This window comes from Ferrovibrio terrae, assembly GCF_943371255.1.
Lineage (GTDB): Bacteria > Pseudomonadota > Alphaproteobacteria > Ferrovibrionales > Ferrovibrionaceae > Ferrovibrio > Ferrovibrio terrae_B.
This window is the reverse complement of sequence record NZ_CALRUC010000083.1, coordinates 1-20,265: the sequence shown is the minus strand read 5'-3', so window position 1 is coordinate 20,265 and position 20,265 is coordinate 1. Positions and strand designations below refer to the sequence as shown.

General features: G+C 65.8%; 15 protein-coding genes and 1 pseudogene. 8 read left to right on the top strand and 8 right to left on the bottom strand.

The window, feature by feature from the left end:
* Together AAG799_RS16250 and AAG799_RS16245 are read right to left on the bottom strand one after the other, a co-directional pair.
* Nucleotides 1-257: pseudogene (locus AAG799_RS16250) on the bottom strand (penicillin-binding protein); the annotation flags it as partial.
* A 127-nt stretch (nt 258-384) separates the two neighbouring features.
* Nucleotides 385-1,521, bottom strand: a complete 1,137-nt coding sequence (locus tag AAG799_RS16245; protein WP_341897716.1) for an N-acetylmuramoyl-L-alanine amidase — start codon at nt 1,519-1,521, stop codon at nt 385-387.
* 607 nt (nt 1,522-2,128) lie between these two features.
* On the opposite strand from AAG799_RS16245, the gene AAG799_RS16240 reads away from it, so the two are divergent.
* From AAG799_RS16240 to AAG799_RS16230, 3 genes are read left to right on the top strand one after another with little or no spacing between them, the layout of a single operon-like run.
* Entirely contained in the window at nt 2,129-5,110 is a 2,982-nt protein-coding gene (locus AAG799_RS16240) for an Rne/Rng family ribonuclease (RefSeq protein ID WP_341897715.1), read from the top strand.
* Between the two features lie 8 nt (nt 5,111-5,118).
* Complete coding sequence (locus AAG799_RS16235) at nt 5,119-5,586, top strand: GNAT family N-acetyltransferase (RefSeq protein ID WP_341897714.1); 468 nt, start codon at nt 5,119-5,121, stop codon at nt 5,584-5,586.
* A gap of 24 nt (nt 5,587-5,610) precedes the next feature.
* Nucleotides 5,611-6,075: a YiiD C-terminal domain-containing protein gene (locus tag AAG799_RS16230; protein ID WP_341897713.1), complete on the top strand. Its 465-nt coding sequence runs from the start codon at nt 5,611-5,613 to the stop codon at nt 6,073-6,075.
* Nucleotides 6,076-6,078: 3 nt separating this feature from the next.
* On the opposite strand, the gene AAG799_RS16225 is transcribed toward AAG799_RS16230, so the two are convergent.
* Complete coding sequence (locus tag AAG799_RS16225) at nt 6,079-7,227, bottom strand: aminotransferase class I/II-fold pyridoxal phosphate-dependent enzyme (RefSeq protein ID WP_341897712.1); 1,149 nt, start codon at nt 7,225-7,227, stop codon at nt 6,079-6,081.
* A 7-nt stretch (nt 7,228-7,234) separates the two neighbouring features.
* Nucleotides 7,235-8,710 carry a gamma-glutamyltransferase gene (locus AAG799_RS16220; RefSeq protein ID WP_341897711.1) on the bottom strand — a complete coding sequence of 492 codons (1,476 nt, stop codon included), beginning with the start codon at nt 8,708-8,710 and terminating at the stop codon, nt 7,235-7,237.
* Between the two features lie 160 nt (nt 8,711-8,870).
* Here AAG799_RS16220 and AAG799_RS16215 point away from each other — a divergent pair, with 160 nt between their 5' ends.
* From AAG799_RS16215 to prfB, 3 genes are all read left to right on the top strand, one after another.
* A complete protein-coding gene (locus AAG799_RS16215) occupies nt 8,871-10,217 on the top strand; it encodes a M48 family metalloprotease (RefSeq protein ID WP_341897710.1) in 1,347 nt (448 codons plus the stop codon).
* A gap of 79 nt (nt 10,218-10,296) precedes the next feature.
* Nucleotides 10,297-11,043 (top strand): DsbA family protein, encoded by a 747-nt coding sequence (locus AAG799_RS16210; RefSeq protein ID WP_341897709.1) that lies wholly within the window; start codon nt 10,297-10,299, stop codon nt 11,041-11,043.
* A gap of 99 nt (nt 11,044-11,142) precedes the next feature.
* Nucleotides 11,143-12,256, top strand: a protein-coding gene (prfB, locus tag AAG799_RS16205; RefSeq protein WP_341897708.1) for a peptide chain release factor 2 whose coding sequence is annotated in 2 segments (ribosomal slippage) — nt 11,143-11,208 and nt 11,210-12,256 — 1,113 coding nt in all. Because the reading frame shifts where the segments join, the coding sequence is not laid out codon by codon here.
* Between the two features lie 660 nt (nt 12,257-12,916).
* On the opposite strand, the gene AAG799_RS16200 is transcribed toward prfB, so the two are convergent.
* The 4 genes from AAG799_RS16200 to AAG799_RS16185 form a co-directional block, all read right to left on the bottom strand.
* Nucleotides 12,917-13,435: a polymer-forming cytoskeletal protein gene (locus tag AAG799_RS16200; RefSeq protein WP_341897707.1), complete on the bottom strand. Its 519-nt coding sequence runs from the start codon at nt 13,433-13,435 to the stop codon at nt 12,917-12,919.
* Nucleotides 13,392-14,786: a peptidoglycan DD-metalloendopeptidase family protein gene (locus tag AAG799_RS16195; protein ID WP_341897706.1), complete on the bottom strand. Its 1,395-nt coding sequence runs from the start codon at nt 14,784-14,786 to the stop codon at nt 13,392-13,394. The genes AAG799_RS16200 and AAG799_RS16195 overlap by 44 nt, the downstream gene beginning before the upstream one ends.
* Before the next feature lie 220 nt (nt 14,787-15,006).
* A complete protein-coding gene (locus AAG799_RS16190; RefSeq protein WP_341897705.1) occupies nt 15,007-15,558 on the bottom strand; it encodes a peroxiredoxin in 552 nt (183 codons plus the stop codon).
* Nucleotides 15,542-18,565: a bifunctional [glutamine synthetase] adenylyltransferase/[glutamine synthetase]-adenylyl-L-tyrosine phosphorylase gene (locus AAG799_RS16185; protein ID WP_341897704.1), complete on the bottom strand. Its 3,024-nt coding sequence runs from the start codon at nt 18,563-18,565 to the stop codon at nt 15,542-15,544. The genes AAG799_RS16190 and AAG799_RS16185 overlap by 17 nt, the downstream gene beginning before the upstream one ends.
* A 4-nt stretch (nt 18,566-18,569) precedes the next feature.
* On the opposite strand from AAG799_RS16185, the gene AAG799_RS16180 reads away from it, so the two are divergent.
* A complete protein-coding gene (locus AAG799_RS16180) occupies nt 18,570-18,743 on the top strand; it encodes a hypothetical protein (protein ID WP_341897703.1) in 174 nt (57 codons plus the stop codon).
* Between the two features lie 89 nt (nt 18,744-18,832).
* On the top strand, nt 18,833-20,265 hold a 1,433-nt coding region (locus tag AAG799_RS16175; RefSeq protein WP_341897702.1), incomplete at its 3' end, for a hypothetical protein.

The window sequence follows — 20,265 nt, the reverse complement described above, 5'->3', positions numbered from 1 at the left end:
AGGAAGGCCTGGATCACCGGCTTGGGGATCGCCTCGATCGGCACGAACAGGCGGCGCTCGCGCGAATACTCGGCGATCAGGCGGCCGTCGCCGGCATGCAGGCGGGTGGTGACCGGCGGTTCGTATTTCGCCAGCTGCTGATAGTCGGGCAGGTCGCTGCCATAATACCACAGGCCGGCCAGACCGGCGACGCCAGCGCCGATGATCGCCAGCACGGCGAGGAACAGCAGGAAGAAGAAACGCGACAACAGGCGCATGGAAGGTCAGCTTCCCCGGGGACATTAGGGCGTATTTTGGCCGTAGAGGTACCCTCGAACGGCCAGTCTGTATAGCCACAAGATTGTGGCGCGGATACGGCAGTCCGGCCCGATAGTTAGAGGCCGTTCAGCGCGGCTCGACGCCGAAAAACCGGTCGATGGCGCCGACCACGGCGCCGGCCAGGCGGTCGCGGCCGGCCTCCGAGAACAGCAGGGCCTCGTCGGCCGGGTTCGACAGATAGCCCAGCTCCAGCAAGGCCGAGGGCACATCGGGCGCCGACAGCACGCGGAAATTGGCGGCCCGCAGCGCGTTGCGCCGCAGCGGCGTGGTCTCGCCCATCGCCGCCGTCAGCAGGCCGGCAAAGCGGCTCGACAGTTTTGCCGTATCGCGCGAGGCCAGATCGAGCAGGATCGACACCACGTCATCAAGGTCGCCGGCACTGGCCGTATCGCTCAGCTGGTCGGCGCGGTTTTCCCGCAGGGCCAGTGCCTCGGCCTCGGTGTCGCTGGCGGCCTCGGCACGCGTGTAGACGCTGGCGCCGCGCGTGGCGCGGTCACCGCTCAGGCTGTCGGCATGGATAGACAGGAACAGGTCGGCTTCCTTGGCCCGTGCCAGCGCCACGCGCTCCGACAGCCGGATGAAGCGGTCGCTCTCGCGCGTCAGCAGCACGCGATAGCGCCCGGTGGCGCGCAGGCGTTGGGCCACGGCTTTCGCCACGTTCAGGGTGATTTCCTTTTCGTAGCGGCCCGAGGCACTGATGGCGCCGGGATCCTGGCCGCCATGGCCGGCATCCAGCACGATCAGGCGGCGGCGCTCGCCGGCCGTCGCCGTGGGCGGTGGCGCGATATCGACGGCGGTATCCAGCGGCAGATGCACGGGGGCGGCAAAGGCGGTGGCAAAGGCATTGGGTTCGGCCGGGCGCAGGTCGATCACCAGCCGGTGGCCGCGTACACCCTGGGGACCGAGCCGGAAGGCGCGTTCCACCACTGCCGGCTCGATCAGGTCGATGGCGATATTGAGCTGCCCGTCCGGGCCGGATACCGGCAGGCCCAGCGCGCCGACCAGGCCGCCCGCGGTCACCTCGGGTGCCGGGGCGGTCCAGCGCGTGGCCGGCAGGGTCAACTGCAGGCCCAGGCCGTCGGCGCTGGCAGCCATGGCGGCCTCCAGCGGGCCGGACCCCTCGACCACCAATCGGGTCAGGCCGGCATTCAGGCCGAGCTGCAGGCGGGTCAGGCGCAAAGGTTCGGCCTGCGCCGGAGCCACGGCCCCGACGCCTGCTGCAATCATAAAAATGATTAAAATCAGATGTTTAATAAAGAATCCCCCAAAGCTTCACCGCGCCGCGGCAAGAAAGACCTTGTGGGTATGGCCCGGCAAAGCGTAGCATGCAAATGCGAATATCCGAGTCAGACCCGATCGTCCAGCCAAATGCTTGCCCTACAAGGACTTACAATCCTTCCGGGCAGCCGGCCCGGAGGCGGCGGGTCGGCGTAGCAACGGTGAGCCCGACCGCAATCATCCAGAGTTCAGCCCGAAGGAGGCGACCTGGCGCGAAACGGCCCCAAAGTGGCGCTCAAGACACCACGGATGAGATTAAACCTTCGGGGCGCCCGTTTCGGCCCCAGCCTAATACCAGGCTAGGATCGAACGGAGGCTCGGCAGACCGGCGCCGCGGCGCGCTCGGCAGACTTCCAGACTGGAAGCCCTGTTGATGAAGCGCCCACTCACCGGTCACCAGGATCATTACCGGCACCCTCTCTAATTCTAGGGATCGTGTCGGGCCGGTCCGGTCGCAGTCAGCCCCGACAGCAAAGGCGCGCCGCCGTCTGTTATTCGCGCGGGCGGTGCCGTGCCGCAGGAATAGTGCCTCATGGGCATGCGTATGTTGATTGATGCGACCCATCCGGAGGAAACCCGGGTTGTGGTCGTAAAGGGTACTCGGCTCGAAGAGTTCGATTACGAGACCTCCACCAAGCAGGTAAACAAGGGCAACATCTATCTTGCGCGGGTCACCCGCGTGGAGCCCTCGTTGCAGGCGGCCTTTGTCGAATATGGCGGTAACCGCCACGGCTTCCTGGCCTTCAGTGAAATCCATCCGGATTACTACCAGATCCCGATTGCCGACCGGCAGGCTCTGCTGGCGCAGCAGGCCGAGGAAGAGGCGCGTGCCGCCGAAGCCGAGGAAGCCGAACTGGCTGCCGAGGAAGCCCGTGCCGCCCGCCGCAATGCCGAGCCGTCGTCTGCGGGCGATGCCGAGCATGACGGCAATGGCGATGCCGGGGTCGAGACCGTCGAAGGCGATTACGACACGGTCGAAGAGATCACGGCAGAGCCGGTGACATCTGAAGCCGCTGCGGAAGCGCCGGCTGCGGAAACCCCGGCCACCGAACCTGTCGCCGAAGCGGCACCGGTTTCTGTGCGGGCCGAACAGGAAGAAACCGGTGCAACTGTGGCGCCTGTCGCCGACACGCCGGTCGAACCCGCTGCCGAAGCAAACGGCCAGCCGGCCTACTGGAACGTGCCGCATGTTGCGACACCGATTCCCACCATCACGGCGCCCGCCGAAGATGGCGACGACCACCATGACCACGATCATGAGCATGGCGCCGATGAGGCCCATGCCGATGAAGCCCATGCCGATGAGGCAAAGGGCGGCGAGGAAAACGGCGGCAAGGGCGATGACGGCGATGAAAGCCGCGCGCGCCGCCGCCGCACCAATGTGTTCCGTCGCTACAAGATTCAGGAAGTCATCAAGCGCCGCCAGATCATGCTGGTGCAGGTGGTCAAGGAAGAACGCGGCAACAAGGGCGCAGCCCTCACCACCTATCTGTCGCTCGCCGGCCGCTATTGCGTGCTGATGCCCAACACCGCTCGCGGTGGCGGCATTTCGCGCAAGATCCAGTCGCAGGCCGACCGCAAGCGTCTCAAGGCAATCACCGCGGAGCTGGATATCCAGGACGGCATGGGCGTGATCGTGCGCACCGCCGGCATGGAACGCTCCAAGCCGGAGATCAAGCGCGATTTCGAATACTTGCTGCGCAGCTGGGACAGCATCCGTGAGCGCACGCTGGAATCCTCCGCCCCGGCCCTGATCTATGAAGAGGCCGGCCTGATCAAGCGCTCGATCCGCGATCTCTATTCGGATCAGATCGACGAAGTGATCGTCGAAGGCGAAGAGGGCTACCGCTTCGCGCATGACTTCATGCAGATGCTGATGCCCAATCACGCCGAAAACGTGAAGCAGTATCAGGACAAGATTCCGCTGTTCACCCGCTACCAGGTCGAACAGCAGCTCGATGCCATGTTCTCGCCCACCGTGCAGCTGCGCTCGGGCGGTTACATCGTCATCAACCCGACCGAAGCGCTGGTCTCCATCGACGTGAACTCGGGCAAGTCGACCCGCGAACACAATATCGAAGAGACCGCCTACAAGACCAACCTGGAGGCGGCCGAGGAAGTCGCCCGCCAGTTGCGCCTGCGCGATCTTGCCGGCCTCGTCGTGATCGATTTCATCGACATGGAAGAGAACCGCAACATCCGCAAGGTGGAGCAGAAGCTGAAGGAATGCCTGCGCAACGACCGCGCCCGCATCCAGGTCGGCCGCATCTCCGGCTTCGGCCTCTTGGAGATGTCGCGCCAGCGTCTGCGCCCCAGCCTGCTGGAAAGCTCGACCATGCCCTGCCCGCATTGCCAGGGCCGTGGCTATGTCCGCTCGATTGAATCGACCGCGCTCACCGTGCTGCGCGCCATCGAGGAAGAGGGTATCCGCGACCGCTCGGCCGAGATCACGGTCGCGATGTCGGCGGAAGTGGCGCTCTATCTGCTCAACCACAAGCGTGACCGCATCGGCGACATGGAACGCCGCTACATCATGCGTGTGATCCTGGCCGCCGATCCCAGCCTGGTGCCGCCCGACTTCCGCATCGAACGCAGCAAGACGCGCCAGCCGGGCGAAGTGAACCGCCCCGAAGTGGCGCCCAAGCTCGATCCGATGCGTCCGATCACGCAGGAAAGCGCCTATGCCAGCGACGCCGAAGACGGCGACGTAGCGGAAGAGGGCGACAGCGAAACCGAAACCGCGGCCGAAGCCGGCAGCGCTGCCGGTGAAGAAGGCGCCGAGGGCGATGCCCGCCGTCGCCGCCGTCGCCGTCGCCGTCGGGGCGGTCGTGGCCGTGAAGAAGGTGGCCGTGAAGATGGCGTCAGTGCCGAAGGTGCCGAGGCAGCGGAAGGCGGCGACGCCGAACCCGATGCCGAAGCCGGTACGGCTGGCGACGAGGCTGCCGATGAATCTGGCGATGACGAGGCTGGCGAACAGTCGGCCGAGGCGCGCGATGGTGAAGTCCAGGGCGAAGGCCCGGACGGCGAAGCCCGCCGCCGCCGCCGTGGCCGCCGCGGTGGTCGCCGCCGCCGTGGCCGTGAAGACGGCAGCGAAGGTGGCGAACGTACTGGCGAGCGCCAGCCGCGTGCCGAACGGGCACCGCGCGAGGATCGTCCGCGTCGCGATGACGGCTATGACAATAACGTCAGCGCGATGACGCCGGCCGCGATCGGCGCCATGCTGGATGGCGTGCCCGATTTCGATTTCGGTGATGACGAGCCTGCACAGGCCCCGGCGAAGCCGATTGCCCATGCGCCGGAAGCGCTCAAGCCGGTTGAGGAACCGCCGGTTGCGGCGCTGCCCGCGATCGAGCAGCCCGCGGCTGCGGCCCCCGTGCCGCCGCCCGTCGCGCCGGCTCCGGTTGCGCCGGTCAGCACGGGTCCGGTTTTCGAGACCACGGTGATTGCGCCTGATGGCAGTGCCGACAAGGCCGCCGATGCACCGGCCCCGAAAAAGGGCTGGTGGCGCCGTTGAGCGCACCGATGATTGAACCGCCAATCCGCCGCGCCGCGTCGAAAGACGAGGCGCGGCTGGGTGCCCTGCAGAAGCGCGCCTATGTCAAATACGTGCCGCTGATCGGCGCCGAGCCGCAGCCGATGGCGGAAACCGCCGCCGGTCTGCTGCAGGCCTACGAGGTCTGGGTTGTCGATGGCGTGGAAGACGGCCTGGCCGGCGCGCTGGTGCTGCGCACCGCCGTCGATCATCTGCTGATCTGGAGCGTGGCGGTCGATCCGACCCAGCAGGGCACCGGCCTCGGCCGTCGCCTGCTCGATTTCGCCGAGGCGCAGGCGCTGGAGCGTGGCTTCAGTGAGGTGCGGCTCTATACCAACGCGCTGTTCACCGAGAACCGCAAGCTCTATGCCCATCTCGGCTATGCCGAGACCGGTTCGGAGACCTACGAAGGCCGCGAGCTGGTGCATATGGCCAAGGCGCTGGCGGCGACGGCGTAAGCAGCCCATCCGGTGCAGTGATCGATGACGGCTGAATCAGCCCGGGCGCTCGAAACCTATCTGCACACACATATTCCGCTCTCGGCGGCGATGCAGGTTGCGGTCGTGTCGGCCGCGGCCGAGGCGGTGACGCTGGCGGCACCGCTGGCGCCCAACATCAACCATCGCAGCACGGCTTTTGGCGGCAGCGTCTCGACGCTGGCGATCCTGTCGGCCTGGTCGCTGGTCAATCTGCGGCTCAATGCCGAAGGTCTGCACAGCCGTCTGGTGATCCAGTCCAACCACATGGATTACGACGCACCGATCGAAAGCGATTTCACCGCCACGGCAACGCTGGCCGATCCGGCCGCCTGGCCGCTGTTTATAAAGATGCTTCAGCGCAAGGGCCGCGCCCGCATCGTGGTGCAGTCGAGGGTGCGTTGCGGCGCTGTGACCGGCGGGCGGTTCGAGGGCGAGTTCGTGGCGTTTCGCTTGGACGGCGCAACCTGACGCCTATTTCACCCAGCTCTTCAGCCGCTTCGCCGCCTCGATCATGCGCTCGGTGCTGCCGGCAAACGAATAGCGCCTGAAGTAGTGGCCGCGGCCGCGGTCGAAATCGAAGCCCGGTGTGGCGGCAATTCCGGTCTCGGCCAGCATCCTTTTGCAGAACTCATTCGCGTCGTTGGTGAAGCGGCTGATATCGGCATAGAGGTAAAACGCGCCATCGGCCGGGGCCAGGCGATCAAATCCCGCCTTGGGCAATTCGTTCAGCAGGATCTCGCGGTTCTTGGCATAGCGCGCGACATTGGCTTCCAGCTCGTCGTAAGCATCGAGCGCGGCCACGCCGGCCACCTGGCTGATACCGGGCGCCGAGATGTAGAAATTCTGCGTCAGGCATTCAATCGGCCGCAGCAGGCTTTCCGGCACCACCATCCAGCCGAGCCGCCAGCCGGTCATCGAGAAGTATTTGCTGAAGCTGTTGATCACGATGGCCTGGTCGGTCAGCGCCAGCACCGACTGCGCCCGGCCGTTATAGGTGATGCCGTGATAGATCTCGTCGACGATCAGCCAGCGGCCCTTGGCGGCGCAGTCATCCACCAGCGCCTTTATCTCGGCCGCGCCCAGCATGGTGCCGGTCGGATTGGCCGGGCTGGCCACCAGCACGCCCCTGGCATTTGCGGCCTGTGCGTTGATCAGGTCCGGTGTCGGCTGGAAGCGCGTCTCCGGCTCGGTAACAATCATCGCCGGATTGAGGTCGAGCGCCTTCAGGATGTTGCGATAGGCCGGATAGGCCGGCTCGCCCAGCGCCACCGTGTCGCCGGCATCGAAGGCCGAGAGAAACGCCAGCTGGAAACCCGCCGATGATCCGGTGGTGACGACGATGCGCTCTGCCGGCACATCAAGGCCGTAATAGCTCTTGTAATGCCTGGAGATCGCCGCGCGCAGTTCGGGAATCCCGAGCGCCAGCGTATAGCCGAGCGGATCGCGCTGCAGCGCCGCCGTTGCGGCTTCGATGGCCTTGCGCGGTGCCGGCGTAGAGGGCTGGCCGACCTCCATATGGATCACGTCGCCGCCGGCCGCCTCGCGCGATGCGGCGGCCTTCATCACTTCCATGACGAAGAAGGGGTCGATGGCGCCCCGTCGCGAAGGCTTTGGCATCATGGCGGCGTCAGTAGTTGCGGCCAAAGGCGAGGCCGTAGCCGCGCCGGTCGGAGGCGAAGCTGCAGGTGGCCGGATCGCGTGGCAGGCCGCCGCTGCAATAGGTGAGGTTGACGCGGCCGAGCCGGCCGATCTCGTTCACCGTGACGCCGCGCTGCTGCATCGCCTTGTACAGCGCCGGATCGGTGCCGGGCTCCACCAGCAGGGTCGACTGCGGATTGGCCTGGAACAGGCGCGGCATGTCGAGCGCAGGCGCGGCGGGGTCGGTCTTGGACTTGCCCAGCGCCACCTGCAGCACGCTGTAGGCCACGGCGGAGGCGCTGGGTGCGCCGCCGCTGCCGGCCACGGCGAAGAAGGACTGGCTGGTGCGCGGCACGAAGCCGACGACGGCGGTGAGATACGGTGTTTCGTCGCCGCCAAGACCCGGCGGTGCGGCAAACAGGATGCCGGTCTCGCGGCCGACCAGGCGCGAACCGTAAGACAGGCCCATGCTGAAGGCGCAGGCTGCGGCGCCGCCACGGCTGTCCATGGCTGCGATGCTGCTGGAGCCGAAGCTGTTCATCGGCAGGGTGTTGGGATCGCTGCGATAGGCCTGACCCAGGCTGGCGGCGAATTTGTCGCCGCGCACGGCGCTGCCGCTGCCACTGCCGAACAGGTTGGAGTTGCGGAAGAAGCTGCCGCCGTCATAGGTCTGTTCCAGCAGCCAGGCGGCCACCGCGCCGCCGGCCGGCGTGTTTGCGGCATAGACGGTGACGGCGTTGTCGAACGGCACCTCGATCGGCTTGTTGATGGCGGCGGCATAGCCGCTGAGTTCCTCGGCCGTCACCTTGCCGCCGGCGGCTGTGATATCGGCCAGCAACAGCTGCGCCATGTTGCCCTGATACAGTTCGTTGGGGCCGGCGGTGCGCAGCCGTGCCAGCACGCCAGCGAGGCTGAGCTGGGTGCGGCGTTCGCCTTCCTGCGGCACCATGCCGCTGCGGGTGCCGAAGATCGTGCGCAGGGCCGGACTCTCGGTGACCGGCGGCTGCGTCTCGACCGCGGCCTGCACGAAGGCGCGGCTGGCAACCTCGCCAAAGCGCGCCAGCTGCTCGGCCGGGGTGACCACGGCTTCCCAGCGCAGGCGGCCGTATTTGCTCTGCAGCAGGCCCAGACCCCGCACCATGGCCGGGATGGCGACCGGTCCGCCGGCCTGTGGCGCGATGGCCGGGAATTCGATGGTTTCCGCCTTCTTGGTGACGGCATTGCTGGCGACGCAGACACCGCCGCCGCCCAGGCCGGCGCCAGAGGGGTAGGTCACGGCATAGGCCAGCGCGGCAGCCACCACGGCATCGGCGGCGCTGCCGCCATTTTGCAGGATGTCGCGGGCCACCATGGCCGCGCGCGGCTCGTCGGCGGCCACGCCGCCCCGGAAATTGGCCAGATAGTTAATGGTACCCGGGCCTTCTTCCGACTGGAACCAGCCGCCCTTCCCGCAGGAGGCGGTCATTAACGCTACCAGGGCGAGCAGGGCACATTGACGGACGGTGCGACCATGCTTACCTCTACGCTGCTGCAGGAGGCCGCCCGTTGTGTTGGGACAATACTTCGCCATGCGCCGTTCTCTCATCCGCCGTTCGTTGATCCGACGTCTTGTGGCTGTCGGGTGTATGCTGCTGACGGCCGCCAGCGCGATTCTGCCGACCGCGGCCGAGGCCCAGCGCCGCAACAGCATTTCTCTTGTGCGCGACGCCGAGATCGAAAATACCATCCGCGCCTATTCGGCGCCACTCTTCGGGGCGGCCGGATTGTCCAATGAAGCCATCACCGTGCATCTGGTCAACGACCGTGCGCTGAATGCCTTCGTGGCGGGTGGCCAGCGTATTTTCATCAATACCGGGCTGCTGATCCGCGCCGACCGGCCAGCCCAGGTGATCGGCGTGCTGGCCCATGAAATCGGCCATATCGCCGGCGGCCATCTGGCCCGCCTGTCCGATGCCATCGATACCGCCTCCACCGCCATGATCCTGTCCCTGCTGTTTGGCGCCGCGGCGGCGGTTGCCGGCTCGGGCGAGGGGGCTGCGGCGGCCGTGCTGGGTGGCCAGCAGGTCGCCGAGCGCAACCTGCTGGCCTTCACCCGGGCCCAGGAATCGGCGGCCGACCAGGCTGGCGCCAGCTTCCTCGAGCAGACCAACCAGTCGGCCTCGGGCCTGGTCGAATTCCTGCGCATCATCGGCAACCAGGAAGCCCTGATGTATGAGCGCCAGGATCCCTATGCACGCACCCATCCGATGACGCCGGAACGCGTTGCCGCCCTGGAAGGCCGGCTGTCGCGCTCGCCCGCGCGCAATGCCCCGGATACGCCGGAGAATCTCGAACGCTTCAAGCGCATGCAGGCCAAGCTGATCGGCTATCTCGACGGCCTGCCGGCAACGCTGCGCAAATATCCGCAGAGCGATACCTCGCTCTATGCCCGCTATGCCCGCGCCTTCGCCTATTTCCGCGGCCTGGATTTCCAGAATGCGATCAAGGAAGTCGACGGACTGATCGCGCTGTATCCGAAGGATGCCTATTTCCATGAACTGAAATCCGACATCCTGCTCAACCAGGGCAAGGTGGCGGAATCGCTGCCCAGCATGCAGGAGGCCCAGCGGCTGGCGCCGAACGAGCCGCTGCTGGCGCTGGGTCTGGGCCAGCGCATGGTGGCGCTGGAAGACAACAGCCGGCTGGGTGAAGCGATCGATATCCTCAAGAAGGTGACGATGCGCGAACCCGATAACGGTGCCGCCTGGCAGCAGCTTGCCGTGGCCTATGGCCGCACCGGCGATATCGGCATGGCCTCGCTGGCCTCGGCCGAGCGCTTCCTCGTATCGGGCAGTTACCGCGACGCGCTGGGCCAGGCCGAGCGCGCCAGCCGGATGATGAAAGAGGGCACGCCGGGCTGGCTGCGCGCACAGGATATCGTCGCCGCCGCCAAGGATGGCCAGCGCGAGGATCGCCGGCGCGGCGGTCGCTGACCCCTTCACAGGCTTGTGGCTTGTGCCGCCGGGTCTGCCCCGGGCATAGTCCGGGCTGATTTTCCAAAAGGATTCCGACATGCTTCGCTTTGTCCGTTTCGCTGCTGTTGCTGTCGCGCTGTTCACCGGATTCGGTGCTTCGGCGCAGACCCAGCCTTTCACGCCCGAGCAGAAGGCGGCGCTGCAGCAGATCGTGCGCGATGTGCTGATCAGCAACCCGGAAATCCTGGTCGAGGCGATGCATGCGCTGGAAGCCAAGCAGCAGGCCGAGGCCGGCAAGGCCGCCAAGGCCGCCATCGCCGCCAACCGCAAGGCGATCTTTGAGGATGGCGTGTCCTTCGTTGCCGGCAATCCGAAGGGCGATGTCACCATCGTCGAATTCTTCGATTACCGCTGCGGCTACTGCAAGCAGGTGCAGCCCAGCTTGCTCACGCTGCTGAAGGAAGACAGCAAGGTGCGACTGGTGCTGAAGGAACTGCCGGTGCTGGGGCCTGACAGCGTGATCGCCTCGCGCGCCGCCGTCGCCGCCCTGGAGCAGGACAAGGGCGGCAAGTATCTCGGCTTCCACAATGCGATGATGGCCTTCCGCGGCCAGATCAACGAGGCCGAGGTGATGCGCATCGCTGGCGAGTCCGGGCTTGATCTGAAGAAGCTGAAAACCGACATGGCGAGCCCGAAGGTGGAACAGGTGCTGCGCGCCAATCTGGCGCTGGCCGACACGCTCGGCATCCAGGGCACCCCGGGCTTTGTCGTTGGCGAGGAAATGGTGCCCGGCGCGGTGTCGCTCGATGCCCTGCGCCAGCTGGTCCGGCAGGCGCGCAGCTAAATCTCCCCGTTCGCCCCGGAAAACCGGGAGGTTTGACGAATTTGACCGGACTGCTTATGGTCCGGCCGCAACACGCGGTTTTCTTACCAAGGATTTGCTATGCGCGCCGAAATCAGGGCGATGGCCGATGAGATCCAGCAGTCGCTCGGGCTGCTGAGGAGGTCTCTTTGACTGGGATAACGCAGTCAAGAAACTCGAAGAACTGAACGCGCGGTCGGAAGACCCTTCGCTCTGGAACAAGCCGGCCGAGGCCCAGGCCCTGATGCGCGAGCGCACCAAGCTCGATCGTGCCGTCAGCACCCAGCGCCGGCTCGAATCCGCTCTGCAGGACAATCTCGACCTGATCGAGATGGGCGAGGCCGAGGGCGACCAGGGCGTGGTCGCCGAGGCCGAGGCCGTGATCATGGGCCTCAGCAAGGAAGTCGCCCAGGCGCGGCTGGAAAGCCTGCTGTCGGGCGAAGCCGACATGAACGACAGCTTCCTCGAAGTGCATGCCGGTGCCGGCGGCACCGAGAGCCAGGACTGGGCCTCGATGCTGCTGCGCATGTATGTACGCTGGGCCGAGCAGCACGGCTACAAGGTCGAATACCAGGAAGAGAGCGAAGGCGAGGAAGCCGGTATCAAGTCGGCCACCATCAAGGTGAGTGGCCCCAATGCCTATGGCTGGCTGAAAAACGAGAGCGGCGTGCATCGCCTGGTGCGCATCTCGCCCTACGATTCAAATGCGCGCCGCCATACCAGCTTCTCCTCGGTCGGCGTCTACCCGGTGGTGGACGACACCATCGAGATCGAAGTGCTGGATAAAGATCTGCGCGTCGATACCTATCGCGCTTCGGGCGCCGGCGGCCAGCACGTCAACAAGACGGACTCGGCCGTGCGTATCACGCATATCCCGACCGGCATCGCAGTCGCCTGCCAGATCAACAAAAGCCAGCATCGTAACCGCGACGAGGCGATGAAGATGCTGAAGGCGCGGCTGTACGAGCGCGAGCTGCAGAAGCGTGAGGCCGAGGCACAGGCGCTGAACGATGCCAAGACCGATATCGGCTGGGGCCACCAGATTCGTTCGTATGTCCTGCACCCGTACCAGATGGTGAAGGATCTGCGCACCGAGCTGGAAACCAGCGACACCCAGGGCGTGCTGGATGGCGATCTCGATGCCTTCATGGCTGCCCAGCTCGCCTCCAAGGTCGGTAACGGCGAGACGGCGTAAGGCCACGCGCTATTACTTCCCATCGTCATCCTCGGGCTTGTCCCGAGGATCCATTTTCCTTTCGGCTTGGTCATGGTGTGACAGGACCGGCGGATGGACCCTCGGGTCAAGCCCGAGGGTGACGGACTTTGACTGGGTACAACGGTGAGGCGGCGTAAGGCTAGATAATGGTGCCCTGCCGGTAGGCGATTTTTGTCAGGCCTACCGGGGCACACCCTTTCAGGGTGACTTCCAGGGTTATCCTTTGGCGCGCGATGTCTCGTAGCAGCAAGCCCAAGCAGTCGTGATAAGGCTCTGGATGCTCTTGCCGGCCGCGTCCGGGCGGCTTGTTTCTACATGCAGGGCCAGCACCTTCGGATCGGGTCCGTAGTTCCGGATAACGGCGTCCTCGCCATAGAAATGTCTGACGATCTCTTTGATGGCTTCTGCTTCGTCTTCCCGCAGCGGATGCGGAGGGAGTGGTGCAAGAGGCGGTTTCGCTGGCGGCATTTAGCAAGATTAGAGAATGACTATTCCTGTGTCATGCCCGGGCTTTTCCCGGGCATCCATTGCCTTTCATGGCGGCAGTGTTTGAGCTGGCATGGCGACACAAAAAAACGGCGACGCTAACTGCGTCGCCGTTTTCTCGTCTGCTAGTGACTAGGCGTAACCTCGTGAAATTCAGCTTGTCGCGCGGGCCAGGCCGGGCAGGCTGCCGATATCGGTGGCGGCGGCGGTCTGGCTCGTCTTGTGCGGCTTCTGCGCCGGCTTGTCGGCGGGCGCGTCCACGGCCTCTGGCAACTGCACCACGCTCAGCTTGGTGGTGCCGGCGCCCTCGCGCGGGTTTTCGGCAAACTTGCACAGGCCTTCGATCTTGGCACCGGCGGCGATCGACAGCAGCTCATGCCAGATGTCGCCGCGCACCTTGGCGCTCTTGTCGAGTTCGACCGACTTGGCGCGGATGCGGCCGACCACCTCGCCGCGGATCAGCACATGCTCGGCCACCACTTCGCCGATCACCTTGGCATTCTCGCCGATGGCGAGACGGCCCGCTGTCACGTCGCCGTTGACGAGGCAGTCGATCTGCATCTCGCCTTCGGAATTGAGATCGCCATTGACCGTCAGGCCGGCGCTCAGGATCGACGGCGGCTGCTGCTTAGCGGCGGCCGGCGGATTGGTTTTCTTGCTGTTTGAAAACATGATAGCCAGCCTCAATGAATTTGCCGGGATCGATCTGCTCGTCATCGAGCAGGATTTCGTAATGCAGATGCTGACCGGTGCTGCGACCGGTCGAACCCATGGTGCCAAGCTGTCGTCCGAAGGCGATGGTCTCGCCGGCCTGTACCGAAATCGCGCTGAGGTGAGCATAGCGCGTTTTCACGCCCAGGCCATGATCGATTTCGACGGCGCGGCCATAGGGGCCCTTGCGGCCGGCGAAGACAACCACGCCGGGCGCCGTCGCCATCACCGGAGCGCGTGCCGGGCCGATGAAATCGATGCCGGCATGGAAGGCCGGTTGCTTGGTAAACGGATCGGTGCGGCGGCCATAAGTGGAGGACACTTCCGCATCGGCGGCCATCGGCAGGTCGAGCGGCAGGCGCTGGGCCAGGGCCAGCAGATCGCCCCAGCGGCCGAACTTGCCTTCCAGGCTGTTCATCTCGCGATCGGCATTCGGATCGGCCGAGGCCACCAGCGCGGCGCCGCCGATGCTGCTGCCATTGGTTTCACCCAGCGCGCGCAACGGACCACCGACGCCGACATCTGCGCGTGCCTCGCTGGCGCGGGCCAGCATGGCGCTGACATCCAGGCCGGTGCGGCCAAGCGCTTTTTCCAGCATGGCCAGGCTTTTCTCGGTGCGCGAGCCCAGATCGTCGATCAGCTCGCGCTGATGGCCGCGCACGCTCAGGATACGGGTCTCGATATCGCGCGGTTTCACGGCCGGAACCGGCGGCCGGGCCTTGCTCTCGCGCAGCATGCCTTCCAGATCCTCGATCGAGGCCGGATCGTCGTTGTCGCGCGTGCCGGCTGAAGCGATCTTCACCTCGGCCTTGTCGCCAGTCTTGGCATCGGCCACGGCCGTGCGGCTGTCGGGCTTGGCAACCTTGGGCTCGGGCTTGGCGGCCGGAACCGCCGCATTCTGGCTCGCCGGGGGCGTGCCGCCCTTGGCCTCGGCGGTGTCGGACGGCAGGGCGGGGGCGCGCTGCTTCATCGCCATGTCATACAGCCGGCGATAGCGCTCCTCGAGGTCGCGCGAGGCGACGACGAAATTCTCCTGGTTCTTTTCGTAATCGGCGGCGAGCCGCTCGTAGGCGAAGCTCAGTTCGCTGATGCGGCGGTCACGCGCATCCAGCATGGCATCGCGGTAGAAGACGTTAACGGAGGCATACCCGATCCAGCCGGCGAAGGCGACGATGCTGGTCGCCATGGCGATCTGGGCACGACTGGAGAGAGCGACATAACGGACGTCGCCGCGGCTGCGGAAAATGATCTGCCGCTCCGGGAACAGGCGGTCGCGCAACTCCCGCCATTGCCGTCTCGCGCGTCGCGTCACTCAACCCCCCGACCTGTTTCGAGAAACAACCAAACTTTTCAGCTATTCGCCCACGCTTTATTAACCCCTCGCAGCAGGCCTCTGGATTAGGGCTTATTTGGTTTGGTTAATGCAAGAAAGAATCTGTTACGTTTTCCAAAAATCCACGTGCGAACACGGACTTAACCCGTGTCCGACGAGTTATCCACAGAGTGTGGATAAAGGCCGCAAGCGCTTGATTCTAAACCGCCTGTGCCGCCTTCAGAACCGCATCGGCATGGCCGGCCACTTTGACCTTGCGCCAGACGGCGGCAATTTTGCCCACACGGTCGATCAGGAAGGTCGCCCGCTCGATGCCCATATACGTCCGGCCATAGAGGCTTTTCTCGACCCAGACCCCATACGACTCGGTCACCTTGCCCGACTCGTCGGCGCCCAGGGCGACCTTCAGCTTGTGCTTGGTCTTGAACTTGTCGTGGCTGGCGGCGCTGTCGCGCGACACGCCGATCACCACGGCGCCCAGCTTGTCGAACCTGGCCTTGGCCGCGGTGAAGTCGATGGCCTCCTGGGTGCAGCCGGATGTGTCGTCCTTCGGATAGAAATACAGCACCACCGGCTTCCCCTTCAGTTCGGCCAGCGAAATCTTGCCGCCGCCATCGGTGGGCAGGCTGAATGCCGGTGCCTTGTCGCCCACCTGCGGGCCGGCCGCCGGCGCGGCGGCTTTCTTCGGTGCTGCTTTCTTCGGGGCTGCCTTCTTCGGAGCGGCTTTCTTCGGTTCAGCGGTCTTGGCCATCGGTCTGTCCTGTCGGGTTGCTGTCTGGGTTCAGGGAATCGGCGAGCGAGAGATAGGGCCCGGCCGGGGTGTCGACCAGGGTATCGAACAGTGCATGCACGGCGGCCTGGGTTTTCTGCAGCCGCCGGGTCAGCGCCGCCATGGTCTTGTCGCCCAGCAGGAGCGGTAGGCGCTGCGCCAGCGCCGGCGGCCAGCGCGCGGGCTCTTCGGCCTCATCGCGCCCGGCCAGTCGCGCGGTGGCCAGCAGGGTGGCATACAGCCGGCCGGCCTCGATCAGGGTTTTCGCCTGCGCCGCATCCAGCAGCCTGGCATCGCGCAGCGCCGCCAGCGCCGCCAGCGGCGACTGCTGCAGGATCGCCGGCTTGGCCGCGCCATGGCGCAGCAGCAGGTACTGCACGATGAATTCCAGATCGACCAGACCGCCGCGCGCCTGTTTCAGATCCCAGGGGCCCTGCACCTTTTTGTGCTCCGCCATGCGCCGGCGCATGGTCGCCACATTGGCCAGCAGCTTTTTCGGATCGCGCTTCATGGTCAGGATGTCGTGGAACAGCGTTTCGATCCTGCGGATCAGCGCGACTTCTTCCTTCGATCCGTCGACACCGCAGACGACGCGGGCGCGTGTCAGCGCCATATGCTCCCAGGTCCAGGCTTCCTTGCGCTGGTAATCGGCATAGGCGTCCAGCTTGATGGCAATCGGTCCGGCGCCGCCGCTGGGCCGCAGCCGCATGTCGATCTCATACAGCCGGCCTTCGCCGGTCATCGCCGTGATCGCCGCGATCAGGCGCTGGCACAGCCGCGCGAAATACAGGCCCGGCGTCAGCGGGCGCGCCCCGTCGGATTGTCCTGCGGTCTCCGGGCAGTCGAACACCAGCACCAGGTCGAGATCGGATTCCAGCGTCAGCTCGCGGCTGCCCAGGCGGCCGAGGCCGACCAGCGCGATGCTCGATTTGGCGATGCGGCCATGCTGGGTGATGAATTCCGCGCTGACATGACGCAGCAGGTCGGCCAGCACCGCATCGGCCACCAAGCTCAGCGCGGCACCGGCGGCGCTGCCATCCATGCGGCCATGCAGCAGGCCGATGCCGACCTGCAGTTTCAGTTCGGTGGTCCAGCGCCGCGCCCAGTCCAGCACATCCTGGAAATCGCGCGCCGCCGCCATCTGGCGCTGCAGGCTGGCCGTCAGGGCCGCCTGCTCGAAAACCGCAGGATGGTCGGCATATTCGATCAGGCTGTCGAACAGCGCCGCATTCTGTGCGAGCGCATCGGCCAACTGCGGCGCGGCGGCCAGCACCTCGGCCAGCGTGTCCATCACGGCGGGATTGGCCTGCAGCAGGGCAAACAGCTGCACGCCGGCCGGCAGGCTGGCGAGGAAATAGTCGAAGCGGCGGAAGGCGACATCGGCGCTGCCGGTGCGCGAGAAGGCCTCCAGCAGCTGCGGCATGATCGCGGTCAGCTTCTCGCGCGCGCGCTCCGAGCGCATGGCGCGGTAGCGGCCGAAATGCCAGCCGCGGATCATCGCCGCGATCTCGGAGGGTTCGCTGAAGCCCAGGTCGCGCAGCGTCTCCAGCGTGTCGGGATCGTCGTCGGTGCCGGTGAAGACCAGGCTGCCGGCGTCGCTGCCCAGCGGCGCGGCTTCGGCAAACAGGTCGTCGTAATAGGTCTTCACCCGCTCCAGCGTCGCCAGCATCTGCCTGCTCATCGTCCCGGCATCGGGCATGCCGAGGAAGCAGGCGAGGCGGGCGAGGCCGTGCTTGTCCGCGGGCAGGGTATGGGTCTGTTCGTCATCGATCATCTGCAGGCGATGTTCGACGGTGCGCAGATAGCGATAATCGGCGATCAGCTCATCGCAGACCGCCTGGCTCAGCCGCTCGGTGGCAACCAGCGCACGCAGCGCATCGCAGGTGGCTGGCGCGCGCAGGCGCGTGTCGCGGCCGCCGGCGATCAGTTGCTGGGTCTGGGCGAAGAATTCGATCTCGCGGATGCCGCCGCGGCCGAGCTTGATGTTATGGCCGGCCACGGCGATGTCGGCATGGCCGCGATGGGCATGGATCTGCCGCTTGATCGAATGGATGTCCTCGATGGCGGCGAAATCGAGATTCTTGCGCCAGATATAGGGCGTCAGGTGTTTGAGGAAGCGCGCGCCGGCCTCCAGGTCGCCGGCCACCGGGCGCGCCTTGATCATTGCCGCGCGTTCCCAGTTCTGGCCGAAGCTTTCGTAATAGGCCTCGGCCTCCAGCGTGGAGACCGCCACCGGAAACGAGCCCGGATCGGGCCGCAGCCGCAGATCGGTGCGGAACACATAACCGTCTTCGGTGCGGTCATGCAGCAGGCGCACCATCTGCTGGGTCAGGCGGATGAAGCATTCCAGCATCGAGCGCCGGCCGGTGTAGCGCGCCACCTCGGGGTCGAACAGCACGATCAGGTCGATATCGCTGGAATAGTTCAGCTCGCGCGCGCCCAGCTTGCCCATGCCCAGCGCGAAGAACCCGGAGCCTTTGCACGGGGTCTTCCTGTCCTGCAGCACCAGGTCGCCGCTCTCGGCGGCATCGCGCAGCAGGGCTGCAAATGCCAGATCGACGCACAGTGCTGCGAAGTCGCTCAAGGCGGCGGTGATCTTCTCCAGCGGCCACAGGCCGGCGATATCGGCCACCGCGATGCTGAGGGCCACCTGCCGCTTGGCGACGCGCAGGGGCTGCGCCAGATCGTCAGATGCCTTGGCCTTGCGCGCGGCCAGTTTCAGCGCGGTCAGCGCACTGGCCAGCGCCTTGTCCGGTCCGCTGCTGAGCAGCAGGTCGACCGTGGCGGGTTCGTGCAGGCAGAGTTCGGTCAGGAACGGGCTGTTGCCGAACAGGGCCGTCAGCAGTGTTTTGCCGCCAAGCGCGCCGTGGTTTTTCGCCGTGGCAGTGGCCAGCCGTTTGGCCAGGCTGCGATCCTGCAATTCGGCCAGTGCCTCGCGCCAGACGGCAAAGCCACGTGCACTGGCATCGGCATCGAAGGCGGCGGGCAAGGCGATGGCCTTTCCGGAAGCGGTTTTCCCCGCAGGCTTTGTCCGCGCCGGTTTTGCCGCTTGCGTGCCAGCCTTTTTCGCTGCCGTCCCGACAATTTTACCGGGGGCCTTGGCAGCCGCCTTTCTTTTGGCGGATTTTGCCTTCAATACATTGGCAGGCATGGCGTTTCTCTCGTAGTCCCCGCGAAGTTCGGTTAAACTTGCGACAGGGTCAAGCGGCATGGCCCGGAGATCGCTCCAGGACGGAAAAAGGCAAGGACGCACGACGTGGTTCTACGGTGGAGTCGATTGGTGGTGCGCACGGTCTCGGCCGTTGTCGTCACCATTGTGATTCTGCTCGGCGGGCTGGCGTGGCGCATTTCCGAGGGGCCGATTTCGCTCGGTTTCCTCTCGCCCTATGTCAGCGAGGCGCTGGCGCTGCCCGAACTTGGCTTCCGGGTCGAGGTCGACGATGTGGTGCTGGCCTGGTCGGAGCGCGAGCAGAGCCTGCGGTTGCGCCTGCTCAATGCGCAATATCGTGTCGATGGCGAGCGCGTGGTGCTGCGGGTGCCCTTTATCGACATGGGACTCAGCGGGCCGTCGCTGCTGCGCGGTGTCATCGCGCCGCGCTATCTGCTGGCGAGTGGCATCGAGGCCCGGCTGGTACGCGATGCGCAGGGCCGTTTCCAGCTCGGCTTGCCGGAAGCCGCCCCTGTTGATGCCCCGGTCGAGCCAACGCCGATGCATGCCGACGACCAGGCGGCGCAGGCCATGTTTGCCGCGATCTTCGATCTGCTGTCGCGCCCGCCATCCCTCGATGACCCGCTCGGCCAGCTGCAGACCGTGTCGATCATTACCGACCGCCTGGTGCTGGAAGACTGGAAGCTGAACCAGCGCTGGGTGGTGCCGCAGGCGCAGATCGGCTTCCAGCGCGGCGACGGCCATGTTTATGGCTCCGCGACGGGTGCGCTCGATTGGCGCCAGCGCCGCGTCGATCTCAATGTCGAGGCCGACTATACCGTGGCCGACCGCGTCGCGCGCGTGGTGCTCAATTTCGCCAATGTCGAACCGGCTGATTTCGCCGATGTCGTGCCCGAGCTGGCGCCGTTGAGTTACATTTCGGCACCGCTGGCGGGCAGCCTGACACTCACGGTCAATGATACCGGTGCCCAGCTCGGTCTCAATTTCGATCTCACCGCGGGCCAGGGCCTGATCACGGCGCCTGACATGCTGTCGATGCCGCTGGCGCTGGACGAGGCGCGCTTCCGTGGCTATGCCGATGCCGGCAAGGGCGTGCTGTTCCTCGACGAAGCCAGCCTGTCTTTTGCCGACAAGTTCCGCGCCTCCTTCGGCGGCACCCTGACGCGGCAGGAGGGCGAGCGCTATGGCGTGGATATCACCGGGCAGTTCCGCGATCTGGCCACCAATGCGGTCGGGCAGTACTGGCCGCCGGGCATGGCGAAGAATGCGCGCGACTGGGTCACCGGCCATCTGCGCGATGGCAAGGTGAGCGCCGGCCGCTTTGCCGCCAAGCTGACGCCCGAGATGGTGGCCGGCACCAGGCGTCTGCCCGCAGATGCGATCAAGCTCGATTTTGCCTTCGAGGGCCTGCAGCTCGATTACCTGGCACCGATGAGCAAGATGACCGACGGCAGGGGCATTGCCGCGCTGGATGCCGATGTTTTCACACTCAGTCTGGAAAGCGGTCGCGTCGGCGCCAT